Here is a 20,332-nt window from a genome sequence, read left to right as displayed (position 1 = left end):
TTCACGGTCGGCTCGGGCGACGCCGGATACACGCTGGCGACCTCGGTCAGGCGGAGTGCGGACGTGTCGAAGGCCGCCAGCCGGATCGACGCCGAGTGGACCTTCCGGTCCAAGAGGGCGGCCGAGGGCAAGCTGGCGAAGCTGCCGGTCTCCACGGCCCGCTTCGGCGCGAAGGTCGGCCTGGACAGCACCGCCCCGGCGGGCAGGACGCAGTCCGTGCCGGTGACCGTCCAGGGCCCGGCGGCGGGCAAGGGCCTCAAGTCCCTGTCCGTCCACGTCTCGTACGACGCGGGCAAGAGCTGGAAGAAGCTGACCGTCGCCAAGGGCGAGGTCAGCGTCAAGAACCCGGCCAAGGGCAAGTCCCTGGCCCTGCGCGCCAAGGTCACCGACAAGAAGGGCAACACCGGATCGGTGACCGTCTACGACGCCTACTTCGGCAAGTAGACCGCTCGCCGTACGCAGTGAAGGCGGCCCCCCGGATCTCACGGTCCGGGGGGCCGCCGCGCGGTACGCCCCGGGGGGGCTCAGACGGTCACTTCGGCCCGGGCGCGGGCGCGAGGGCGGGCCAGCAGCGCGGGCGTACTCCTGGCCACCTGCCGCCGCAGGGTGCGCGCGACATGCTCCGCGTCCGCTCCCACACCGTGCAGAGCGGTCGACAGAATGGTGTGCTGCCCTTCGAGGCCCATGAAGGCGAGCCCGGGGTGGCTGGTGGAGAGTCCATGCCGCTGCCGGGGCGTCCCCCGGCGGTCCAGGGCCCCCAGCGGGCGCAGATACTCCAGCGCCGGGCGGTATCCCGTGGCCAGAACGACGGTGTCGACATGCTCGCTGCGGCCGTCGGCCCAGCGCAGCTCGGTGCCGTCCGCGCCGGTGAACATCTCCCGGCGGTCCGGTCTGCCCTCCTCGATGGCCGTGCGGTACTTCCCGTCGTAGTCGGGTACGACATTGAACGATGAGCCGTGGGGCGGCAGCAGCGGGCCCACGGGGAGCCGGCCGATCGCCTCCAGCAGCTTCCACACCGGAGCGCCGTCACCGGGGTAGAGCCTGCTCCGGGTGAATCTGACGGGTCTGCGGCTGGCGAGGGTGGTCCGCGCGCGGTCGGCGAGCTCATAGGCGATCTGCACCGCCGAGTTGGCCGAGCCGACGACCACGACCCGCTGCCCGTCGAACGGGGCGGGCGAACGGTACTCGGCGGAGTGCAGCACCTTCCCGGTGTACCCGGCGAGCCCCGGCAGCTCGGGCCGGTGGGGGTTGGCGAAGGTCCCGGTGGCGGCCACGACCACGCTGCCGTGGAAGAGCGAGCCGTCCTCCGTGGCGACCGTATAGCCGTCGCGGTCGGCGACGACGGAGGAGACGCGCTGCCCGGTGCGGATCTCGCAGTCGAGGTGGGCGGCGTAGCGGCGCAGATAGGCGACCACCTCGTCACGGGACGGGAAGTGGCGGGGGTCCCCCGCCGGGGGCATTCCGGGGAGGGCGAAGAACCGGAGGGGGGTGAAGACGATGAGACTGTCGTAGTAGCGGGGCCAGGAGCCCACGGGCTCCGCGCCGGCCTCCAGGATGACGGGTCTGAACCCCTGGTTGCGTAAGGCGTAGGCCGCTCCCAGCCCGCCCTGGCCGCCGCCGATGACTATGGCCGTGTCCATGGTTGGTCTCTCCTCGCTGTCCTGTCGGGGGCTTGGCACGCCGGCCGGGTGCCGCTGCGGAGGCTCTGGCGCCGCCTGCGGCAGCGGCCGGGCGCCGCTCCGTGCGCCCGTGGCGCCGGTCGGGTGTCAATCGGGTACGGGGAGGCCCTCGGCGACGGCGTCGACCGCCTCTTCGACGAGCCGGACCACCGAACGGGCTCCGCCGATCCGGTGCCAGTGGGCGAGGCAGGAGCGGACCGCTCCTTCGGCGACGCAGTACACCAGCGCCGGGTAGGGGTCCTCCGGGGGCAGTCCGGTGCGCCGGGTGAGCGCCTCGATCATCCGCCGTTCGTCGTCGGCCTCCAGGGCGATCAGCCGGGAGAGCAGGGAGACATGGTCGGTCATCACCGTCAGCCGGGTCACCCACTCCTCCCGGTCGGCGTCGATGCACTCAAGGTCCTCCCGCCAGGCCCGGACGACGGCCTGGAGCGGGCTGAGCGACGGTGGCGCTGACACGACCCGCGCCACGCTGAGCGCGGAGCGCTCGGCGTGATCCGGGTAGGGCAGCAGAAGGGCGTCCTCCTTCGAGGCGAAGTAGTTGAAGAAGGTGCGCGGCGAGACGCCCGCGCTGCCGCTGATGTCCTCCACGGTCACCCGGTCGAGCCCGCGCTCGGCGACCAGCCGCAGCGCGGTGGCGGCCAGCAGCCGGTGGGTCTCTCTGCGCTTGCGCTCCCGCAGCCCGGCGGGCTGGGCTGCGCCGGTTCGGCGTGTCGTCGTCACATGATCGACGGTAACCGCATGCTTGCAGTCCCTGCAAGAATGCGGAGACTGCAATTTTCTTGGCCCCTCTCCGGAGCGCGCCGCCGGGCGGTCCCTCCGTACGGGAGTACGCACCGTAGGGGAACCCGCGCCGCCCGGGGCGGTACAGCTAGGAGACGTGCTTACGGGAGGAGGACTTCGCGGTCTTCTTCGCGGTCTTCGCCGTCGCCGTCGCCGTCGCCGTCGCCGTCGTCGCCTTCTTCGCTGTGGCCTTGGCGCTCCGTCCGGCGGTCCGGGCCGTCGTCTTCTTCGCGCCCCCCGCGCCGGCGCCGGTCGCCTTTCTCGCCGAGGCCGTCTTCTTCGCGGGCGCCGCCTTCCGGGCCCCGATCGAGGTCACCTCGGCGACCCGGCCCTCGCGAGGTCCGCCGCCCCCGCGGGGTCCGCCGCTCTCACGGGGTCCGCCGCTCCCACGGGCCTCCTTCGCCGCCTTCACACTGCTCTCCAGCGCGGCCATCAGATCGATGACCTGGCCGCCCGCCCCCTCCGCCGGGGCCGTCCCGGAGACGGCCGCGCCGCCCTCCGCCTTGGCGGCGATCATCGCTTCGACCGCCTCCCGGTAATCGTCGTGGAGGGAGTCCATGTCGACCTCCCCCAGGGTGTCCATCAACGCGTCCGCCAGATCCAGCTCCGCCTCCCGCACCGACACCTCGATCTCCGGGGCGGCCCCCTCCGGGCTGCGGATCTCATCGGGCCAGAGCAGCCCGTGCATGGCGATCACATCGCCGACCACCCGCAGCATCCCCAGCCGCTCCCGCCCGCGCAGCGCGAACTTGGCCAGCGCCACCTTCTGGCTCCGCTTGAGGGCCTCCCGGAGCAGGGTGTAGGGCTTGGCTGCCGGAACCCCGTTGGCCGAGAGGTAGTACGCGGCGTCCATCTGGAGGGGGTCGATGGACGCGGCGGGCACGAACGCCACGATCTCGATCGTCTTCGCCGTGGGCAGCGGCAGCGCGGCCAGATCCGCGTCGGTGATCGGGATGACGGAGCCGTCCGCCTCCTCGTACGCCTTGCCGATCTCCGCCGTCGGCACCTCCTTCTCCTCCAGCTCACAGACCTTGCGGTAGCGGATCCGGCCACCGTCCGCGGTGTGGATCTGCCGGAAGGAGACGGAGTGGCTCTCGGTGGCGTTCACCAGCTTGATCGGGATGCTGACCAAACCGAAGGAGATAGCGCCGTTCCAAATGGATCGCACCTTTGATCCCTCTCGTCCGGGATTTCGGCATTCGTGGGATTCTCATCGTATGACGCCGATCACAGAGGTGGCGGGGCGGCGGCTGCCGCTCAGCAATCTCGACAAGGTCATCCACCCCGCCACCGGGACCGCCAAGGGCGAGATCCTGCACTACTACGCCATCACGGCGGACGCCCTGCTCCCCCATCTGCGCAACCGGCCCGTCTCCTTCCTCCGCTATCCGGACGGGCCCGGCGGACAGCTGTTCTTCACCAAGAACCCGCCGCCCGGCACGCCGTCATGGGTGCGGACCGCCCCGGTCCCGCACTCCGACGACCCGGGAGCGCGGCAGATCGTGGTGGACGATCTGCCGTCGCTGATGTGGGCGGCCAATCTGGTGGTGGAGTTCCACACCCCGCAGTGGACGGCGGACGCGCCCGGCGTCGCGGACCGGATGGTCTTCGATCTCGACCCGGGAGCCCCGGCGGGCATCGCCGAATGCCGCACCGTCGCCCTCTGGCTGCGCGAGCGGCTCGCCGCCGACGGGCTCGGCGCCTACGCCAAGACCTCGGGGTCCAAGGGGCTGCATGTGCTGGTGCCGATCGAGCCGACGCCGTCCGGCGAGGTCTCCGCGTACGCCAGGGGGCTGGCCGTGGAGGGGGAGGCCGCGCTGCCCCGGCTGGTGGTGCACCGGATGCCCCGCGCGCTGCGGCCCGGGAAGGTCTTCGTCGACCACAGCCAGAACGCCGCCGCGAAGACCACCGCGGCCCCCTACACCCTGCGGGCCCGCGCCCGGCCGACCGTATCGACGCCCGTCACCTGGGAGGAGATCGCGGAAGGCCGGGATCTCGCCTTCGAACTGGGCGACATCGCGGCCCGGCTCGACCGCCACGGGGATCTCCTGGCCCCGCTGACCGACCCGGCCCGCGCCCGGCCGCTGCCATGACGGCGCCCGGTCGCCCGGCGGAACGGCGGAACGGCGGAACGGCGGAACGGCGGAACGGCGGAACGGCGGAACGGCGGATCACCGGCGCGCAGGGGCCCGCGCCCTCATGCCCGCAGCCAGGTGCGGCGGTCGCGGGCCACCGTGTACAGCGCTTCGATGTCAGCGGGTTTGTGCACCCCGCCCAGCCGGGCCAGCGCGGGCGTCCCGGTCTCCCGCAGAAGGCGTACGTCGGACGGTGCGGCGTACGTCTCCAGCCTGGCCGCGCCGACCACGGCGAGCACGGGGCGTACGGCGGTCGCGAGGGCCAGGGACGCCCGTTCGGCGCGGCGGCGGGTCAGCCGCAGCAGGGGAACGGGGTCGGCGCGGCCCACCCGGACGGCGGAGCCCTGGACGCGGACCCGCAGGCGACGGGCGGCGAGGGTGTGCACGGCCAGGACCCCGCCGGGGCCGATGGCCAGATGGTCGACGCGGTCGGCCCCGGGGAGGGGCACCGAGTGCAGAATCCGCCAGCCCGCGTCCACGAGCAGATCGAGCCCCGCCCCCAGCAGCTCCTCGGCGGCGAGCTGCGCCCGCTGGACGCGCAGCGGGTCACGGCGGAGCCGGCCTGCGGGGGCGGCGCGGCCGAGCGATCCGTGCAGGGCCTCGCCGGGGCGGTTGGGGGCGAGGTCGTCGTCGGGGTGGAGGGTGAGCCCGGCGAGTTCGGCGGCGGTGGGGACGGGTGGGGGGCCGATGGTGAAGTCCCCGGTGAGATAGGGCGCGAGAGCGGCGAGCACGGCCTCCCGGTGCCGCTCGTACACCAGACAGACGCGCCCGCCGTCGGGGAGGGCGTCCCCGGCGGGCGGGCCGTGATCCGCTCCGTCGTCGCCGCCACCGCCGCCGCCCGGCGGGCCGAAGTCCCCTGCGGCCGACCGGTCGTACCAGGCGACATGCCGGCCGTCCGGCAGGCTGACGTACAGCCGGCAGCGGCCCTGTCCATAGGCCGGTGCGACCCGTAAACGGGTCATGCCCTCACCCCCCGATCTCGCGCGGAAACCACCGCCCATGGGAACAGGCGCGGGGCCTTGCGGGCAATAACCCCGCGATGTCCGGGGTGTGGTGCAGACTCATCCCAAGCGCACGGTTCCGACGCATGGTTCAGGCGCGGAGAGGATGCGCACGGTTCTGGGAGGGGGCGGCGTGTTCGGGGGAATGGACGAGGTCGACTGGGCCGCGCTGGAGCATGCCTACGGCCCGGCGGACGATGTGCCTCAGATGCTGCGCGGGCTGGCGTCCGAGGACGCGGCGGAGCGTGAGGCCGCGCTCGACGGGATGTACGGGACGGTGCACCACCAGGGGGACGTCTATGACGCGACGCTCGCCTGCATACCGTTTCTGGTCGAGCTGGCGGCCGATCCCGCCGTGCAGGATCGCGGCGGCATCGTCGAGCTGCTCACCAGCATCGGCGGCATCGATCTGGACGGCGACGACGAGCTCGACCCGGACGACGAGGAGTTCGAGTACGCGGCGAACTACGCGATGGCGGCGTCGGCGGTCACCGCGGGCGCGGACGTCTTCCTCGCGCTGATCGACTGCGACGATCGCGGGGTGCGGCTCGCCGTGCCGCTCGCCCTGGCCACGCTGCACAACGAACCGGAGCTGGTCCTCGGGCTGTTGCGCGAGCGGCTGAAGATAGAGCAGGACCCGGAGGTGCGCTTCGCCTGTGTGGAGGCCGCGGGCCGGATAGCGCTCCGGCACCGCTCGCTGGCGTCCGAGGTGGTGGAGTGGCTGATCGAGCTGGCCCGGATGCCCTATGAGCCGGGCCCGCCGCCGGAGGGCGCGGCCTCCGGGCCCCCGGGCACGCACGGCGTGGACCCCCGGCCGCAGGACCCCGCCCCGCGCGGCCACCGGGGGCCCGCGCCCCCGGACGGACCGGGTGGACCGGACGGACCGGGTGGACCGGGCGGACCGGGCGGCCCGGGCGGCCCGGGCGGCTCCGCGGCGACCGCGCAGGAGTGCCCCGGCAGCCGCTCGTACGACGCGGGGCTGCGGCTCTCGGCGCTCGCCCAGCTCGCCCGCTGCTCGCCGCAGGCGCTGCCCGTGGATGTGGTGCCGGAGGTGATAGGGCTGCTGCGCGAGCTGCGGGCCGGGCCGGTGAGCACCCGGCCGGGACCGCCGCCCGGCTGCCCCGGGGCCGCACGGCCCACCCCCTGGACCGGCGATCTGCTGCGGACGCTCCACTCCGGTCTCGGGGACCGGGTCGCGGACCGGACCGCGCTCCTCGCCGATCAGCTGTGCAGCCCCGACTGCGGGCAGCGGATCGACGCCGTGCGGATGAGCAGCGGGCTGCTGCGGACCTGGCGCGGGGAGTACGGCGAGCTGGTCGCCCTCATCGGGGAGCAGCTCGCCGACCCCGAGCCCCGGCTGGCGGACGCGGCGGCGGTGGCGCTCGGCGAGCTGTTCGGGCTGGCCGCGCCCGCCGCGGACGCGCTGGCGGATCTGGTGACCGCGGAGCCCGGCTGCTGGGTGCGGGAGTGGGCCGGCGGCCCCCGGATGCTGGGCAACCCGGTGGCGGCCCTGGCGCGTACGGGGGACGTACGGGCGGTGCCCGTGCTCGCCCGGCTGCTGGAGCTGCCCGACGCCCCCCAGGATCTCGGCTACGCGCTGGACCGGCTGGGCACGGCGGCGGCCCCGCTGGCTCCCGCGCTGCGTGGGAGGCTGGCCCGCATCGAGCTGGACGACCGGCTCTACGACGTCGCCGGGCCGCTGCTGTCCGGGCTGTCGGCGGTGCGCGCGGTGGAAGCGCTCCCGGAGGTGCTGCGGGTGCTGCGGGGCGCGCCCGAGTACCGCAGGGAGTGGGTGGTGGAGCTGGTGCTGCGGACGCTCACCGCGTTCGGTCCCGCCGCCCGTGCGGCGATACCCGATCTGCGGGGGCTGCTGGCGGGGGCGGCCCGCTCGGGCTCGCTGTCGGGGGCGTTCGGGGCGCGGACGGCGGCGGCCCTGTGGGCGGTGGAGGGCGATGCGGGGGCCGTGCTCCCGGCGCTGCGGACCGCGCTCGCCGCGCTGGACTCCGGGGCCCGGCGCTCGGCGGCCTCGGCGCTGGGCACGATGGGGCCCGCCGCGGTGGAGGCCGCGCCGGAGCTGCGGCTGCTGCTGCGCTCCTCCGACCCGTGGACCCGGGTGGACGCGGCGCTCGCGCTCTGGCGGGTGACCGGCGCGGCGGATCCCGGGTGGCCGCTGCTGATGGCGGCCTGGGAGACGCTGCCGTTCACCCGGGCGCCGGTCGCCGAGCGGCTGGCGGAGCCATCGGGCGACGGCGGGCGGCCGGTGGCCGCGTACGCCGAGGGCGCGGAGCGGACGCTCTGCGCGGAGCTGTCCCGGGTGCGGCGGCACAATGCCATCGACGGCGGATACGGCAGCCATGACATCGTGAGGGACGAGAGGCTGCTGGCCCTGTGCCGGCGGGCGCTGACCAGGGAGAGACCGAATACATGATCATTTTCGGTACCAAGGGGTACCTCCATCAGCTGGCGATACTGACCCTCGTCTGCGGAAGCTGCGGCAACCCCTCGGCGCATGCGCTCCGGAAGCGGGTCACCAAGTTCACGCTGTTCTTCGTGCCGCTCTTCCCCGTCTCGACGAAGTACGGGACCCAGTGCACCTTCTGCGGGGCGGAGCAGAAGCTGACCCAGCAGCAGTCCGATCAGCTGCTGGCGCAGAGCTCAGGCGCGGCGGGCGCGGCGGGCGTGCCGGGGCTCGGCGGCTCCGGGCAGCCGGGGCCGTACGGACAGCAGGGACAGCAGGGCCCGTACGGACAGCAAGGCCCGTACGGACAGCAGGGGCAGCAGCCGGGGGGCAATCCGTACCAGCGCTGAGGCGGCGGCGCTCACCCGGCCCCGGCGCATAGGGTGGCGGGCAAGACCCACCCGCCCGGCGAGGAGAACCTTGCACTCGCGTTCCCACCGACTGCTGTACGCCCTTCCGCTGGCGGCTGCCGCCTCCGTGCTGCTGGCGGGCTGCGGCGACGCGGGCATGGTGCAGAGCGCGGGCCCCACCGCCACGGCCACCGGCCCGGTGCGGCTGTGGCCCGATCTGCCGCCCGTCACCTCTCCCCCGTACGACTACGGCGAGGCGGACACCGCGCTGGTCCCGGGGGTGAAGGTGCCCGCGTCCGGGGTGCGCGGGCTCGATCCGGTCGCGGTGCTGAACGCGGAGAAGAGCGCGGGGCCCGACGGCCGGTCCGGGATCGAGGGTCTCTACCAGGAGACCACCGCCAAGCTCCGCACCTGCGAGGAGAAGCCGAAGACCTGCCCGGTGCTGACGCCGTACCACCGCGATGTGACCGGCGACGGCCGCGAGGAGCTGATCATCGGGGTCACCATGCCCGAGCAGCAGACGGCGGTGCGCTGCTACATGCCGGAGAAGGACGGCCGGCTGACACGGATCATGGCCACCTCCGACCAGCTGGTGAGCGTGGACCTGGCGGGCCGGGACATCATTCTGCGCTCGGTCTCGGCGGGCATCCCCGGGTACGAGTACCGCACGACCTGGTCGTGGGACGGCCGGCACCGGGCGATGCTGCCGACCAGCGACGAGATCGTACGGGTGCGGCCCCGGGCCGCCGAGCTCCCGCGGCCCGGGGACGACCGGTGAGGGCCCCCCGTCCCCGCCGCCGCAGACCCGGCTGGCTGCGACTGCCGCGCTGGACCGCCACCCTCACCTGGAAGGCGGCCCTCTTCATCACGGTGATGTGCTGCGCGCTGGCCGCGCTGCTGGGCGCGCTGGTGCACGCGGCGGTGACCGCGCAGACGGTGAGCCAGTCGCGGGAGAAGGCGCTCGGCAAGCTGACGGAGGTCACCGAGGCGTATGAGGCGGGCGAGCCGCTGCCGCCGTACGCGGGGGTGGATCCGCCGGGGCTGCCCGGTTCGCTGCGGGAGCTCGCGGTCGGCGGCGAGCGCGGCACCATGGTGAGCACCTTCCAGGACCGCCCCATCATGTGGGCGGCGGGCCCGGCGGACGGCCGGGCGCTGGCCGTGTACATCGACTACTCCCTCAGCGTCCGCACCATCACCGGTCTCGACCGGGCGATCGTCGGCTCGTCGGTGCTGGCGATCGGCGCGACGCTGCTGGTGGGCGCGTTCGCCGTCACCCGGGTCACCCGGCGGCTGCATCTGACCGCGCAGGTGGCGCGGCGGATCAGCGCGGGCGATCTCGACGCCCGGGTGCGCGATCCGCGCACCGAGGACCCCACGCGCCCGCAGGACGAGGTAGCCACGGTCTCCGCCGCGCTGGACACCATGGCGTCGTCGTTGCAGCGCAAACTGCTGAGCGAGCAGCGTTTCACCGCCGATGTGGCGCATGAGCTGCGCACTCCGCTGACCGGGCTGACGGCCGCCGCCGAGCTGCTGCCGGAGGGCCGGCCGGCGGAGCTGGTCCGGGACCGGGTGCGGACGATGCGGTCGCTGACCGAGGATCTGCTGGAGATCTCCCGGCTGGACGCGGGCAGCGAACGGGTCGATCTGGATGTGCACGAGCTGGGGCCGCTGGCCGGGCGGGTGGTGCGGGCGTCGGGCACGGACACGGAGGTGCGGATCGTCCGGGACACCTGCGTCGAGACGGACCGGCGGCGGCTGGAGCGGGTGCTCGGCAATCTGATCGCCAACGCGCACCAGCACGGGCGGGCGCCGGTGGTACTGACGGTGGACGGGCGGGTGGTGACGGTCGCGGACGCGGGGCCGGGCTATCCGGCGTATCTGCTGGAGCACGGTCCGGCGCGGTTCCGCACCGAGGGCGGCAGCAAGGGGCACGGTCTGGGGCTGACGATCGCGGCGGGGCAGTCGGCGGTGATCGGGGCGGTGCTGCGCTTCAGCAATCCGGCGGACGGTCCGGCGGGCGGCGGTGCGGTGGCCCGGCTGGAGCTTCCGGCGTCCCCGCCGCCGCCCGGATGCCCTCAGGCGTGACGGCGCGGAGGCGACCCCGGCGGGGGCTTGCCACCCGGGCGGGGTCGCCGGGGGGATCCGGCTCGGGCCGGGGCCGACGCCCCGGCGGGGTCGCGGGCAGGTACACCCCGGCACGGGCTCGACGCCCCAGCGAGGTCACCGGCGGGAATCCGGCCCCGGCAGGCCCGACGCCCCAGCGGAGATCCGGTCGGGACCGCACACCCCGGCGGGGCCGCAGGCGCCTACCGGCCCCGGCGGGAATCCGCCCCGGCAAAGCCCGACGCCCCGGCGGGGGATCCGGCCAGTAAAGGGCCGGTGCCCCGGCGGGATCCCGCCCGGACCGCGCACCCCCGGCGAGGCCACCCCGGACCCCACACCCCGACACGGGAACGCAAGGAGCATAAGGGACATAAGACTTAGCTCTTGCTACGTTGCGTGGCATGACCGCAACGACGAGGACGGCGGACGCTCCCCCGCCCGCCCCCCGCACCGCCCGGCGGCGCGGGGTCGAGCTCTGTCTTCTCGCCGGCGCCGTCCTCATCTCCGTCCTCGGCTACACCGTCGCCGGGCTCGCCGGGGAGCACACCGTCCCGAGCGATATGCCCCGCTACGGAGCGGGCCTGGGCGCGCTCGCCCTCCTCGCCCATCTCGCCGTACGGCTGCGCGCCCCCTGCGCCGACCCGCTGCTGCTGCCGATCGCGGTCCTGCTCAACGGGCTGGGCCTGGTGCTGATCCACCGGCTCGACCTGGCGACCCCGGGTGAGGCCGCCGCCCCCGCCCAGCTCGTCTGGTCCACGCTGGGGGTCGGGCTGTTCACCGTCGTCGTCCTGCTCATCCGCGACCACCGGGTGCTCCAGCGGTACGCGTATCTCTCGGTCGCCGCCGCCCTGGTCCTGATGACCGTGCCCATCTTCTTCCCCGCCGTGAACGGCGCACGGATCTGGATCAGGGCCGCAGGGCTCTCCTTCCAGCCGGGCGAGTTCGCGAAGATCCTGCTGGCCGTGTTCTTCGCCGCGTATCTGGCGGCCAATCACCACACCCTCGCCGTCACCGGCCGCCGGATCTGGCGGCTGCAACTGCCGACCGGCCGGGTACTGGGACCGGTCGTGGCGATCTGGCTGATCAGCGTGGGGGTGCTGGTGCTGGAGCGGGACCTCGGCACCTCACTGCTCTTCTTCGGCCTCTTCGTAATCATGCTCTATGTCGCCACCGGCCGGACCGGCTGGATCGCGGTGGGGCTCACGCTCGCGGCGGCGGGGGCGTTCGCGGTCGGCGCTCTGGAGCCCCATGTGCACGGGCGGGTCACCGACTGGCTCGACCCCTTCGGCAGCATCGCGGCGGGCCAGGGCCCGAACCAGGTGGCGCAGGCGCTGTTCGCGTTCGGCGCCGGGGGACTCCTGGGGACCGGTCTGGGACTCGGCCACTCGGCCCTGATCGGCTTCGCCGCCAAGTCCGACTTCGTCCTCGCCACCGCCGGGGAGGAGCTGGGGCTGGCGGGCCTGACCGCGATCCTGGTGCTGTACGCGCTGCTGGTGGCCCGGGGCTACAGATCCGCGCTCTGTCTGCGCGACCCCTTCGGGCGGCTGCTCGCGGTGGGACTGGCCTCGATCATCGCGCTCCAGGTGTTCGTCATCACCGGCGGGGTGACGGGGCTGATCCCGCTGACCGGCATGGCGATGCCGTTCCTGGCGCAGGGCGGCTCCTCCGTCGTCACCAACTGGATCATCGTGGCGCTGCTGATCCGGGTCAGCGACTCGGCCCGGCGTCCACACCCCGAGCCCACCGGGCCCCTGGTGCTCGCCGCCGGAGACGGCCTCGCCGCAGGGGAGGGCCTCGCCGCCGGGAAGGGTCTCGCCGCCGGGGAGGGCCGGTGATCCGCTGCATCCGGCGGGCCGCCGCGCTCTGTCTGCTGCTGCTGGCCGCGCTGCTGGTCAACGCGGCACGGGTGCAGATCGTGGACGCGGGGTCACTGGACGGCAATCCGGCCAACCGGCGTACGGCGATCGCCCGTTACGGCGAGCCGCGCGGCGACATCCTGGTCGCGGGCCGCACGGTCACCGGCTCCCGGGACAGCGGCCAGCAGCTGCGCTACGAACGCACCTACGCCCAGGGCCCGCTGTACGCGCCGGTGACCGGGTTCTCCTCGCAGACGTACGGCACCACGCTGGTGGAGGACGCCGAGGACCCGGTGCTGTCCGGCCGTGATCCGCTGCTGCGGGCGTTCCCCTTCTGGCATGAGCTGAGCCGCGGCAGACCGGCGGGCGGCGACGTCAGCACCACCATCGAGCCCGCGATGCAGCGTGCGGCGTATAAGGGACTCGGCGGGCGGCGGGGGGCGGTGGCCGCGCTCGAACCCTCGACCGGCCGGGTGCTGGCACTGGTCAGCAGCCCTTCCTACGATCCGGGGGTGCTGTCGGGGACCGGCCGCGAGGTGAAGTCGGCGTGGGCGAGGCTCAATGCGTCGCCCACCCAGCCGATGCTGAACCGGGCGATCCGGCAGACCTATCCGCCGGGCTCCGCCTTCAAGATCGTGACAGCGGCGGCGGCGCTGGACTCGGGGGTGGTCACCGATGTGGACGCACCGGCCGGGACCCCGGATCCCTATGTGCTGCCCGGCACCCGCACCTCGCTCCCCGACACGGCGAAGGGCTGCGGAAACGCCTCGCTGGCGTACGCCGTCCAGTGGTCCTGCAATACGGTGATGGCCGATCTGGGGGTGCGGATCGGGCTGCGGAGGATGGTGGACGCGGTGAGCCGGTTCGGCTTCAACGACCATGGGCTGAGGATCCCCTCCTGGGTCGCGCCGTCGAACTTCGACACCCGGATGTCGCCGGACCAGCTGGCGCTCTCCGCGATCGGCCAGTTCGACACGGCGGCGACCCCGCTCCAGATGGCGATGGTGTCGGCGGCGGTGGCGGGCGGCGGGGAGCTGAAGCAGCCGTATCTGGTGGAGCGGACGACGGCGCGGGGCGGCGCCCGCACGGTCGCCCAGACGTATGTCCGTCCGTACCGGCAGGCGATGAGCCCCTCGACGGCGCAGCAGTTGCAGCGGCTGATGGTGCGGGCGGTCGAGGACGGCACCGGCGCCAAGGCGGCCATCAAGGGCGCGACGGTCGGCGGCAAGACGGGGACCGCCCAGCACGGCCTGGACAACTCGGGGACCCCGTACGCCTGGTTCATCTCCTGGGCCCAGGCGGACGGCGCGGCGCAGCCCGCGGTCGCGGTCGCGGTGGTGGTGGAGGACGCGGAAGCGGAGGACAGCCGGGTCAGCGGGGGCGGCAGCGCGGCCCCGATCGCCCGGAGCGTGATGGCGGCGGCCCTGCGGAAGTGAGGCCGCGCCGCCCGAGTCCGGATCCGCCCACGTCCCGCCCGCGTCCCGCGCCGCCCGCGTCCCGTCCCGGCCCCTTCGGTGAAAACAGGAGGAGCTTCCGGACACCGTCCGATTACCGTGCGGACATGACCTCCTATGAACTCGCACAGGTGAACATCGCCCGGATGAAATACCCCTTGGACGCGCCGGAGATGAAGGACTTCGCCGATGGTCTCGACCCGGTGAACGCGGTGGCGGAGGCCGCCGACGGCTTCCGCTGGCGGCTCCAGGACGACGACCGGGGCGACGCGACGGACCAGCGGATATTCGGCGACGAGTGGCTGCTCGTCAATCTGTCGGTGTGGCGGAACGCCGACGCGCTGACCGCGTTTATGTACCAGGGGCTCCACCGGGAGCTGCTGAGCCGCCGCTATGAGTTCTTCGAGCGGGTCCAGGAGGTCATGTCCACGATGTGGTGGGTCCCGCTGGGGCACCGGCCGACCGTCCGCGAGGCCGAGGAGAAGCTGCTACTGGTCCGCGAGAAGGGCCCGACCCCGGAGGCGTTCACCCTGCGGACGGGCTTCCCGCCGCCGGGGGCGTAACGGCCAACGGCCCGGAGCGGCGGCCCCGGGCGGCGAGCCGGGATCAGCCGCTGCCGCGCCGGCCGCGCGGATACACGGCCGTGAGATCGATGTCCAGAGGGAAGGGACGGTCCACCGTGAGCTGCTTGCGGTGGATACCGGTCAGACCATACGACCGGGTGGCGGGGTCGAGTTCGAAGACGTGGACGACCGGAAGCCCCTCGCTCTCCTCGACGCGCCAGAAGTGGGGAATGCCCGCCCTGGCGAACTTGTACGGCTTGACCTCACGGTCGCGCTCCTCGGAGTCGGCGGAGACCACCTCGACGGCGAGGAGGACGTCCTCGGGTTCGAACATGGTCTGCCGGGCTCCGGTATCCGCCTCCACCGAAACGACCATCACATCCGGCTCAGGACGATTCCTCCTGTCCAGCCTGACGGTCATCTCCCCGATCGCTTCCCACTCCTCCGGAGCCTGAGCCGTCAGCGCGCCCACCAAATGGTGGATGGTGCGCGTGTGAAAGCGAGTCTGCGGACTCATGAAGACGAGGCCCCCGTCGATCAGCTCCGTATGCGGCGGAAGGTCCGGAAGCTCGTCGAGGTCGTCCGCCGTCCAGCCCCCGGCCGGCGGGCGGGGCAACGAGAAGGACTCGTCCTGCGCTGGTTCGCGGGCGGCGGTCATGATCACTCCCATGCGATGGAGTCTGTCCGACACGGCCAGCGTACCCAGGAGAAATAAACCAAAGCCCCCTATTCGGGTGAGCACTGCTCGCACATGTGACGCCCCCACGGGTTCGGCTGAGGCCGGCCCGGCCGAACCCGTGAGGGCGGGCCCGCCCGGCGGATCAGGGGGATCCGGCGGCCTCGGCCCCCTCCGCGATCGCCTGCGTCACCTCGGCGACCCTGGCCCGCTCCTCGGCCGCGAACCGCTCCCGGTCGAGCTGCTCGGCGATCTCCTCGTCCTGCGCCATCAGCAGATCGAGATTGGCGTCGCCGAGCTCGAAGACGCCCATGTCGACATAGGCCTTCTGGAGCCGCTCGCCCCACAGCCCGATGTCCTTCACACAGGGCACTATCCGGCTGAACAGCATTCTGCGGAAGAGCTGGAGATACTCCGAGCGCTCGGACATCTCCTGCCCCTCGGCGCGCGGGACGCCGAAGTTCTCCAGGACCTCCACCCCGTTGAGCCGGTGGCGCATCAGATGGCAGCCCTCGATGACGAACTCCTCGCGTTCGCGCAGCTCCGCGTCGGTGAGCTCCTTGTAGTAGTCGCGCAGCGCCATCCGCCCGAAGGCGACATGGCGGGCCTCGTCCTGCATGACGTACGCGAGGATCTGCTTGGGCAGCGGTTTGTCGGTGAGGTCCCGGATGATTCCGAACGCCGCGAGCGCGAGCCCTTCGATGAGGACCTGCATCCCGAGATAGGGCATGTCCCAGCGGGAGTCTCGCAGGGTGTCGCCGAGCAGCTCCTGAAGGCTGTCGTTGACGGGGTAGAGCATCTCCATCTTCTCGTGCAGGAACCGGGCGTAGATCTCGGCGTGCCGCGCCTCGTCCATGGTCTGGGTCGCGGAGTAGAACTTGGCGTCCAGATCGGGCGCGGACTCCACGATCCGCGCCGCGCACACCATCGCGCCCTGCTCGCCGTGGAGGAACTGGCTGAACTGCCAGGACGACGCGTGCCGCCGGAACTCCGCCCGGTCCCGGGCGTTCATCTTCGCCCAGTAGCGGGAGCCGTAGATGCTGAGGGCCTCGTCAGGGGTGCCGAGGGCGTCGTACGGATCGACCTCCAGCTCCCAGTCGATGCGCTTGGCGCCGTCCCACTGCTTGTCCTTGCCCTTCTGGTAGAGGGCGAGGAGCTGGTCACGGCCTTCGTCGTACTCCCAGCTGAAGCGGGCGCTGCCCGATGCGGGCACCTGCCAGTCGAGGGTTTCGGGGGCTCTCGTATAGCGCTCGTAGGTCGACAACGGTCGACTCCTTCGCCTCATATCCCGTGAACGCAGGGCATGTTGAGCGTACCGACGGCAGGTTCACACTCGATAGACGCGGAGTCAACAAGTCGCGTTCGAGGTGTTGACGAGTCTACTGACGGAGAGTCTCATAAGGAGGGTCTTATCAGGGGTGTCCACACGACCGCGACTGAGGTGTACTCCGCCATGACCACAGTGCCCGACCCTGACATACGGCTTCTGCGGGACGCCCTCGGCCCGCTCCGGGACCGTGAGCAGGTCGCCCAGCGGCTGCTGGAGTCCTCGGCCCGCCACTCCTTCGACCCCGACCGGGAGCTGGACTGGGACGCCCCCTATGCGGAGGGGAAGTGGTTCTGGCCGCCGGAGCTGGTCTCCCTCTACGACACCCCGCTCTGGAACCGGATGTCCGAGGAGCGGCGGATGGAGCTGGCCCGCCATGAGGCCGCCTCGCTCGCCACGCTCGGCATCTGGTTCGAGATCATCCTGATGCAGCTGCTGGCCCGGCACATCTATGACAAGCCCGTGACCAGCCATCACGTCCGTTACGCACTGACGGAGATCGCCGATGAGTGCCGCCACTCGATGATGTTCGCCCGGCTGATCGAGAAGGGCGGCACCCCGGCCTACCCCGTGCCCCGGGTCCACCACAATCTCGCCCGGATCCTGAAGACCGTCTCCACCACACCGGGCTCCTTCGCCGCCACCCTCCTCGGCGAGGAGATCCTCGACTGGATGCAGCGGCTGACCTTCCCCGACGAGCGGGTCCAGCCCCTGATCCGCGGAGCGACCCGGATCCATGTGGTGGAGGAGGCCCGCCATGTGCGCTACGCCCGCGAGGAGCTGCGCCGCCAGATGGTGACCGCGCCGCGCTGGGAGCGGGAGCTCACCCGGATCAGCTCCGGGCAGGCGGCCCGGGTGTTCTCGATCTGCTTCATCAGCCCGGAGGTGTACACCCGGGTGGGCCTGGACCGCCGCGAGGCCATGGCCCAGGTGCGCGCCAGCGGACACCGCCGGGAGGTGATGCGTTCGGGGGCGAAGCGGCTGACCGACTTCCTGGACGACATCGGGGTGCTGAGGGGGCCCGGCCGCAGACTGTGGCGGAGCTCCGGCCTGATCGCCTGATCGCCTGACGGTGCCGCGCCGCCGCCCAGCGCGGACCACCGCCGGCCGAAGGCGCGGCGCGGGGCGGGGTGAACACCCCGCTCGTCCGGGCCGGTTCCGCGCCCGTGCCGTTACGCTGCGGGCATGACCACTCCCGCTCCAGCGGCCCGTGCCTACCGACGGCTGAGCGTCGAGGAACGGCGTACGCAACTTCTGGCGGCGGCGCTGAGGCTCTTCGCGCACCAGCCGCCGGAAGACGTCTCGCTCGACGATGTGGCGGAAGCCGCGGGGGTCTCCCGGCCCCTGGTCTACCGCTACTTCCCCGGCGGCAAACAGCAGCTGTACGAGACGGCGCTGCGCTCGGCGGCGGACGAGCTGGAACGCTGCTTCAACGAACCGCCCAGCGGACCGCCGACCGAACGGCTGGCCCGGGTGCTCGACCGCTATCTCGCCTTCGTGGACGGGCACGACGCCGGGTTCAGCGCGCTGCTGCGCGGCGGAAGCGTGGCGGTGACCTCCCGTACGACGACGATCGTCGACGGGGTGCGCCGGGCGGCGGCCGATGAGATCCTCGCCCATCTCGGCCCGGAGCCGCACGGCGCACGGCTGCGGATGCTGGTGCGGACCTGGATCGCGGCGGTGGAGGCGGCGTCCCTGATCTGGCTGGACGAGGAGAAGCGGCCATCGGTTCCGGAGCTGCGGGACTGGCTGGTGGACCATCTGATCGCCCTGCTGGCCGCGTCGGCCGCCGGTGACGCGGAGACCGCCCGCGCGGTACGGGGACTGCTGGCGCTGGAGCACGGCGACGGGCGGGTGGGGCGGCTGGCCCGCGCGCTGGCCCCGCTGACGGAAGAGGCGTCCCGGCTGCGTAGCCCCGGCGTGGGCCGCCCCTGAGAGCGGTGCGCCCGGTGTCACATGCCGGTGACGCCGTCGATCCGCTCCCTGATCAGATCCGCGTGGCCGTTGTGGCGCGCGTACTCCTCGATCATGTGCACCAGGATCCAGCGGAGCGACGCCGTCGACTCACCGGCGAACCGGGCCTGCGCCTCGGTGAGCTTGCCGCAGTCGTCCAGCGAGGCGGCGGCGGTCGCCTCGCGGGCGCGGGCCACCTCCGCCCGCCAGTCGGCGATGACCTGGCCGGAGTCCCGGTCCGCGTCGAGCAGAAAGCCGCCGCGCTGCTCAGGTGTGTACACCGGCGGGATGTCACGGCCGGCGAGGACGATCTGGAACCAGTTCCGTTCGACATGGGTCATGTGCTGGAGCAGCCCCAGCAGCGTCAGGGGCGACGGCTCCACGGAGGTCTCACGGAGCTGCCGGTCGTCGAGTCCGGAGCATTTGAGCGCCAGGGTCTCGCGGTGGAAGTCCAGCCAGGATTCGAGCTGGGTGCGTTCATCGGAGTGCGGGGGCGGGACGAGGCGTCCATCGGGCAGCGTGACCATGTACGCAGCCCTCCCCCCGCCCCCGGCCGATCATGCCGGGACGACGACGGGACCACTCCCCGGGCGGTACCGGGTACCCGGTACCGCCCGGGTCGGCGGCCCAGGACACAGAACTTGCACAACGCTGCTTGGCCTCCGACCAGTTGCGGTGTGGTCATGCCCTGAGCGTGGAAGGGTGACGCTATGGAGAAGAAGCCCACAGCAGGGGAGAACATCGCGGTTCTACGGAAAGCAAGAGGGGTCGGTCAGGCCCGGCTCTCACAGGAGATGGGTATCACCGTCTCGTACCTGAGCAAGATTGAGACCGGCCTCCGGCCTGCCACACCCCCGATAGTTGCGTCAGCGGCTAAAGCGTTGCGCGTTACTACGGCACGTGTCCACGGCGCACCCTTCTCTGATCCATCTGAACAATCCGATCTGATTACCGACTTGCGCGGGGCAGTTCGAAGGCACACTCTTCCCTCAGAAGCCACCCCCTCCCCTGATGAACTCGCGGCGGGACTCAGAGAAGCAGCTGAGTTGCGCGCAGGCACGCGATATCTAGAGCTTCTCAACAAGCTTCCCAAGCTGTTGGGGCAGGCGACGGCAACGGCTATGGATTCGGGAGGCGACGCTGTCGCGTGGGGACAAGTCGCGGACCTGTACGGGTGCGCATACACGGTGGCCCACCGCTTCGCAGAACCGGACCTGGCGGACATGATCGTGTCTCGCCAGCAGTGGGCCGCAGTACGGACATGGAATCCGGGAGCAGAGGCTGCCGCCTCATGGAATGAGGCGGGAACACATCAGAGCGCGGGGGCATACGCTGACGGTCTGGCTATCGTCGACCGGGCCATCAGCCAGTACGAGCGCGCACAGCCTATGGGGTGCGAAGCTGTGGTGGTACTTGGCGCACTCCATCTTCGTGGCGTCGTTCTTGCATCCAGACACAAGGACAAGAATGCCACTCAAGCGCATTTGCGTGGGGCTAAGGTTCTGGCAGAGCAGATGCCCCAAGACATGCTCCTGCACAATCTGACATTTGGCCCTGGTAACACGGCACTATATGAGCTGGCCGCCCATGTAGAGATGAAACAACCCGGCAAGGCCGTGGAGATGGCTACACCCATGGTCAAGAAGATGCCTGTCGGTCTAGCGCGCGGCAGGGTCGGCCGCTTTCATATCGACAGGGCTCGGGCCCATCTAGCCATAAATGACCTTACCGGTGCAGAGGCGGCACTCAAGGAAGCATTCGCGATTTCTCCACAGATGGCGGAGATTCATCCTATGAGCCGAGAAGTCCTGAGGGTCCTCTTCGTTTTGCATCAGCGTGCCAGGCCGGACCTCTTGGTCATGGCGAAACGCACGGGTCTGACCACGTAAGACATCCCTGGCGTGATGAAACCGATCGTGCACCCTTGTCGGTGGTTCGATCCCGCTCCCGACAGTCCCACCGCCTGTCCACCGCGCCGGATTCACCGGAAGGCGCAG

18 protein-coding genes and 1 pseudogene are annotated in these 20,332 nt (G+C 72.0%); 12 read left to right on the top strand and 7 right to left on the bottom strand.

The window, feature by feature from the left end; genetic code table 11:
- Positions 1–444, top strand: a pseudogene (locus FF041_RS24475) (peptidase S8); the annotation flags it as partial.
- Positions 445–524: 80 nt separating this feature from the next.
- Here FF041_RS24475 and FF041_RS24470 read toward each other — a convergent pair.
- The 3 genes from FF041_RS24470 to ku form a co-directional block, all read right to left on the bottom strand.
- Positions 525–1,640: a flavin-containing monooxygenase gene (locus FF041_RS24470; RefSeq protein ID WP_153524821.1), complete on the bottom strand. Its 1,116-nt coding sequence runs from the start codon at positions 1,638–1,640 to the stop codon at positions 525–527.
- Positions 1,641–1,766: 126 nt separating this feature from the next.
- Entirely contained in the window at positions 1,767–2,399 is a 633-nt protein-coding gene (locus FF041_RS24465; RefSeq protein WP_323392591.1) for a TetR/AcrR family transcriptional regulator, read from the bottom strand.
- 148 nt (positions 2,400–2,547) lie between these two features.
- On the bottom strand, positions 2,548–3,627 hold the full coding sequence (gene ku / locus FF041_RS24460; RefSeq protein ID WP_323392589.1) for a non-homologous end joining protein Ku: 1,080 nt from the start codon (positions 3,625–3,627) through the stop codon (positions 2,548–2,550).
- Between the two features lie 49 nt (positions 3,628–3,676).
- Here ku and ligD point away from each other — a divergent pair, with 49 nt between their 5' ends.
- Entirely contained in the window at positions 3,677–4,552 is an 876-nt protein-coding gene (gene ligD / locus FF041_RS24455) for a non-homologous end-joining DNA ligase (RefSeq protein WP_153524818.1), read from the top strand.
- A 104-nt stretch (positions 4,553–4,656) separates the two neighbouring features.
- On the opposite strand, the gene FF041_RS24450 is transcribed toward ligD, so the two are convergent.
- The gene (locus tag FF041_RS24450; RefSeq protein ID WP_153524817.1) at positions 4,657–5,556 is read right to left on the bottom strand and encodes a nuclease-related domain-containing protein; all 900 of its coding nucleotides are present in this window, start codon (positions 5,554–5,556) and stop codon (positions 4,657–4,659) included.
- Between the two features lie 172 nt (positions 5,557–5,728).
- On the opposite strand from FF041_RS24450, the gene FF041_RS24445 reads away from it, so the two are divergent.
- The 7 genes from FF041_RS24445 (at position 5,729) to FF041_RS24415 (ending at position 14,379) form a co-directional block, all read left to right on the top strand.
- Complete coding sequence (locus FF041_RS24445) at positions 5,729–8,023, top strand: PBS lyase (RefSeq protein WP_323392587.1); 2,295 nt, start codon at positions 5,729–5,731, stop codon at positions 8,021–8,023.
- Positions 8,020–8,403 (top strand): zinc-ribbon domain-containing protein, encoded by a 384-nt coding sequence (locus FF041_RS24440; RefSeq protein WP_153524815.1) that lies wholly within the window; start codon positions 8,020–8,022, stop codon positions 8,401–8,403. Before FF041_RS24445 ends, FF041_RS24440 begins: the two co-directional genes overlap by 4 nt.
- A 70-nt stretch (positions 8,404–8,473) precedes the next feature.
- Positions 8,474–9,181, top strand: a complete 708-nt coding sequence (locus tag FF041_RS24435; RefSeq protein ID WP_153483693.1) for a hypothetical protein — start codon at positions 8,474–8,476, stop codon at positions 9,179–9,181.
- Between the two features lie 95 nt (positions 9,182–9,276).
- On the top strand, positions 9,277–10,488 hold the full coding sequence (locus FF041_RS24430) for a HAMP domain-containing sensor histidine kinase (RefSeq protein ID WP_323392611.1): 1,212 nt from the start codon (positions 9,277–9,279) through the stop codon (positions 10,486–10,488).
- A gap of 419 nt (positions 10,489–10,907) precedes the next feature.
- Entirely contained in the window at positions 10,908–12,341 is a 1,434-nt protein-coding gene (locus FF041_RS24425) for an FtsW/RodA/SpoVE family cell cycle protein (protein WP_153524814.1), read from the top strand.
- Positions 12,338–13,798 (top strand): penicillin-binding transpeptidase domain-containing protein, encoded by a 1,461-nt coding sequence (locus FF041_RS24420; protein WP_323392585.1) that lies wholly within the window; start codon positions 12,338–12,340, stop codon positions 13,796–13,798. Before FF041_RS24425 ends, FF041_RS24420 begins: the two co-directional genes overlap by 4 nt.
- A 125-nt stretch (positions 13,799–13,923) precedes the next feature.
- Positions 13,924–14,379: a DUF3291 domain-containing protein gene (locus tag FF041_RS24415; RefSeq protein WP_153524813.1), complete on the top strand. Its 456-nt coding sequence runs from the start codon at positions 13,924–13,926 to the stop codon at positions 14,377–14,379.
- A gap of 43 nt (positions 14,380–14,422) precedes the next feature.
- On the opposite strand, the gene FF041_RS24410 is transcribed toward FF041_RS24415, so the two are convergent.
- Both FF041_RS24410 and FF041_RS24405 read right to left on the bottom strand, forming a co-directional pair.
- Positions 14,423–15,049: a Uma2 family endonuclease gene (locus FF041_RS24410; RefSeq protein ID WP_398704163.1), complete on the bottom strand. Its 627-nt coding sequence runs from the start codon at positions 15,047–15,049 to the stop codon at positions 14,423–14,425.
- Positions 15,050–15,200: 151 nt separating this feature from the next.
- Complete coding sequence (locus FF041_RS24405; protein WP_153524812.1) at positions 15,201–16,319, bottom strand: ferritin-like domain-containing protein; 1,119 nt, start codon at positions 16,317–16,319, stop codon at positions 15,201–15,203.
- Between the two features lie 189 nt (positions 16,320–16,508).
- Between FF041_RS24405 and FF041_RS24400 the strand changes: the two genes are divergently transcribed.
- Together FF041_RS24400 and FF041_RS24395 are read left to right on the top strand one after the other, a co-directional pair.
- The gene (locus FF041_RS24400) at positions 16,509–17,444 is read left to right on the top strand and encodes an AurF N-oxygenase family protein (protein ID WP_153524811.1); all 936 of its coding nucleotides are present in this window, start codon (positions 16,509–16,511) and stop codon (positions 17,442–17,444) included.
- Between the two features lie 123 nt (positions 17,445–17,567).
- Complete coding sequence (locus tag FF041_RS24395) at positions 17,568–18,317, top strand: TetR/AcrR family transcriptional regulator (RefSeq protein WP_153524810.1); 750 nt, start codon at positions 17,568–17,570, stop codon at positions 18,315–18,317.
- Positions 18,318–18,334: 17 nt separating this feature from the next.
- Here FF041_RS24395 and FF041_RS24390 read toward each other — a convergent pair whose 3' ends face one another.
- Positions 18,335–18,862 carry a DinB family protein gene (locus FF041_RS24390; protein ID WP_153524809.1) on the bottom strand — a complete coding sequence of 176 codons (528 nt, stop codon included), beginning with the start codon at positions 18,860–18,862 and terminating at the stop codon, positions 18,335–18,337.
- A gap of 183 nt (positions 18,863–19,045) precedes the next feature.
- Between FF041_RS24390 and FF041_RS24385 the strand changes: the two genes are divergently transcribed.
- Positions 19,046–20,224: a helix-turn-helix domain-containing protein gene (locus FF041_RS24385; RefSeq protein ID WP_153524808.1), complete on the top strand. Its 1,179-nt coding sequence runs from the start codon at positions 19,046–19,048 to the stop codon at positions 20,222–20,224.
- Positions 20,225–20,332: the final 108 nt, after the last annotated feature.

This window comes from Streptomyces jumonjinensis (genome assembly GCF_009600885.1).
Classification (GTDB): Bacteria; Actinomycetota; Actinomycetes; order Streptomycetales; family Streptomycetaceae; genus Streptomyces; species Streptomyces jumonjinensis.
This window is presented reverse-complemented; position numbering and strand designations above follow the sequence as displayed.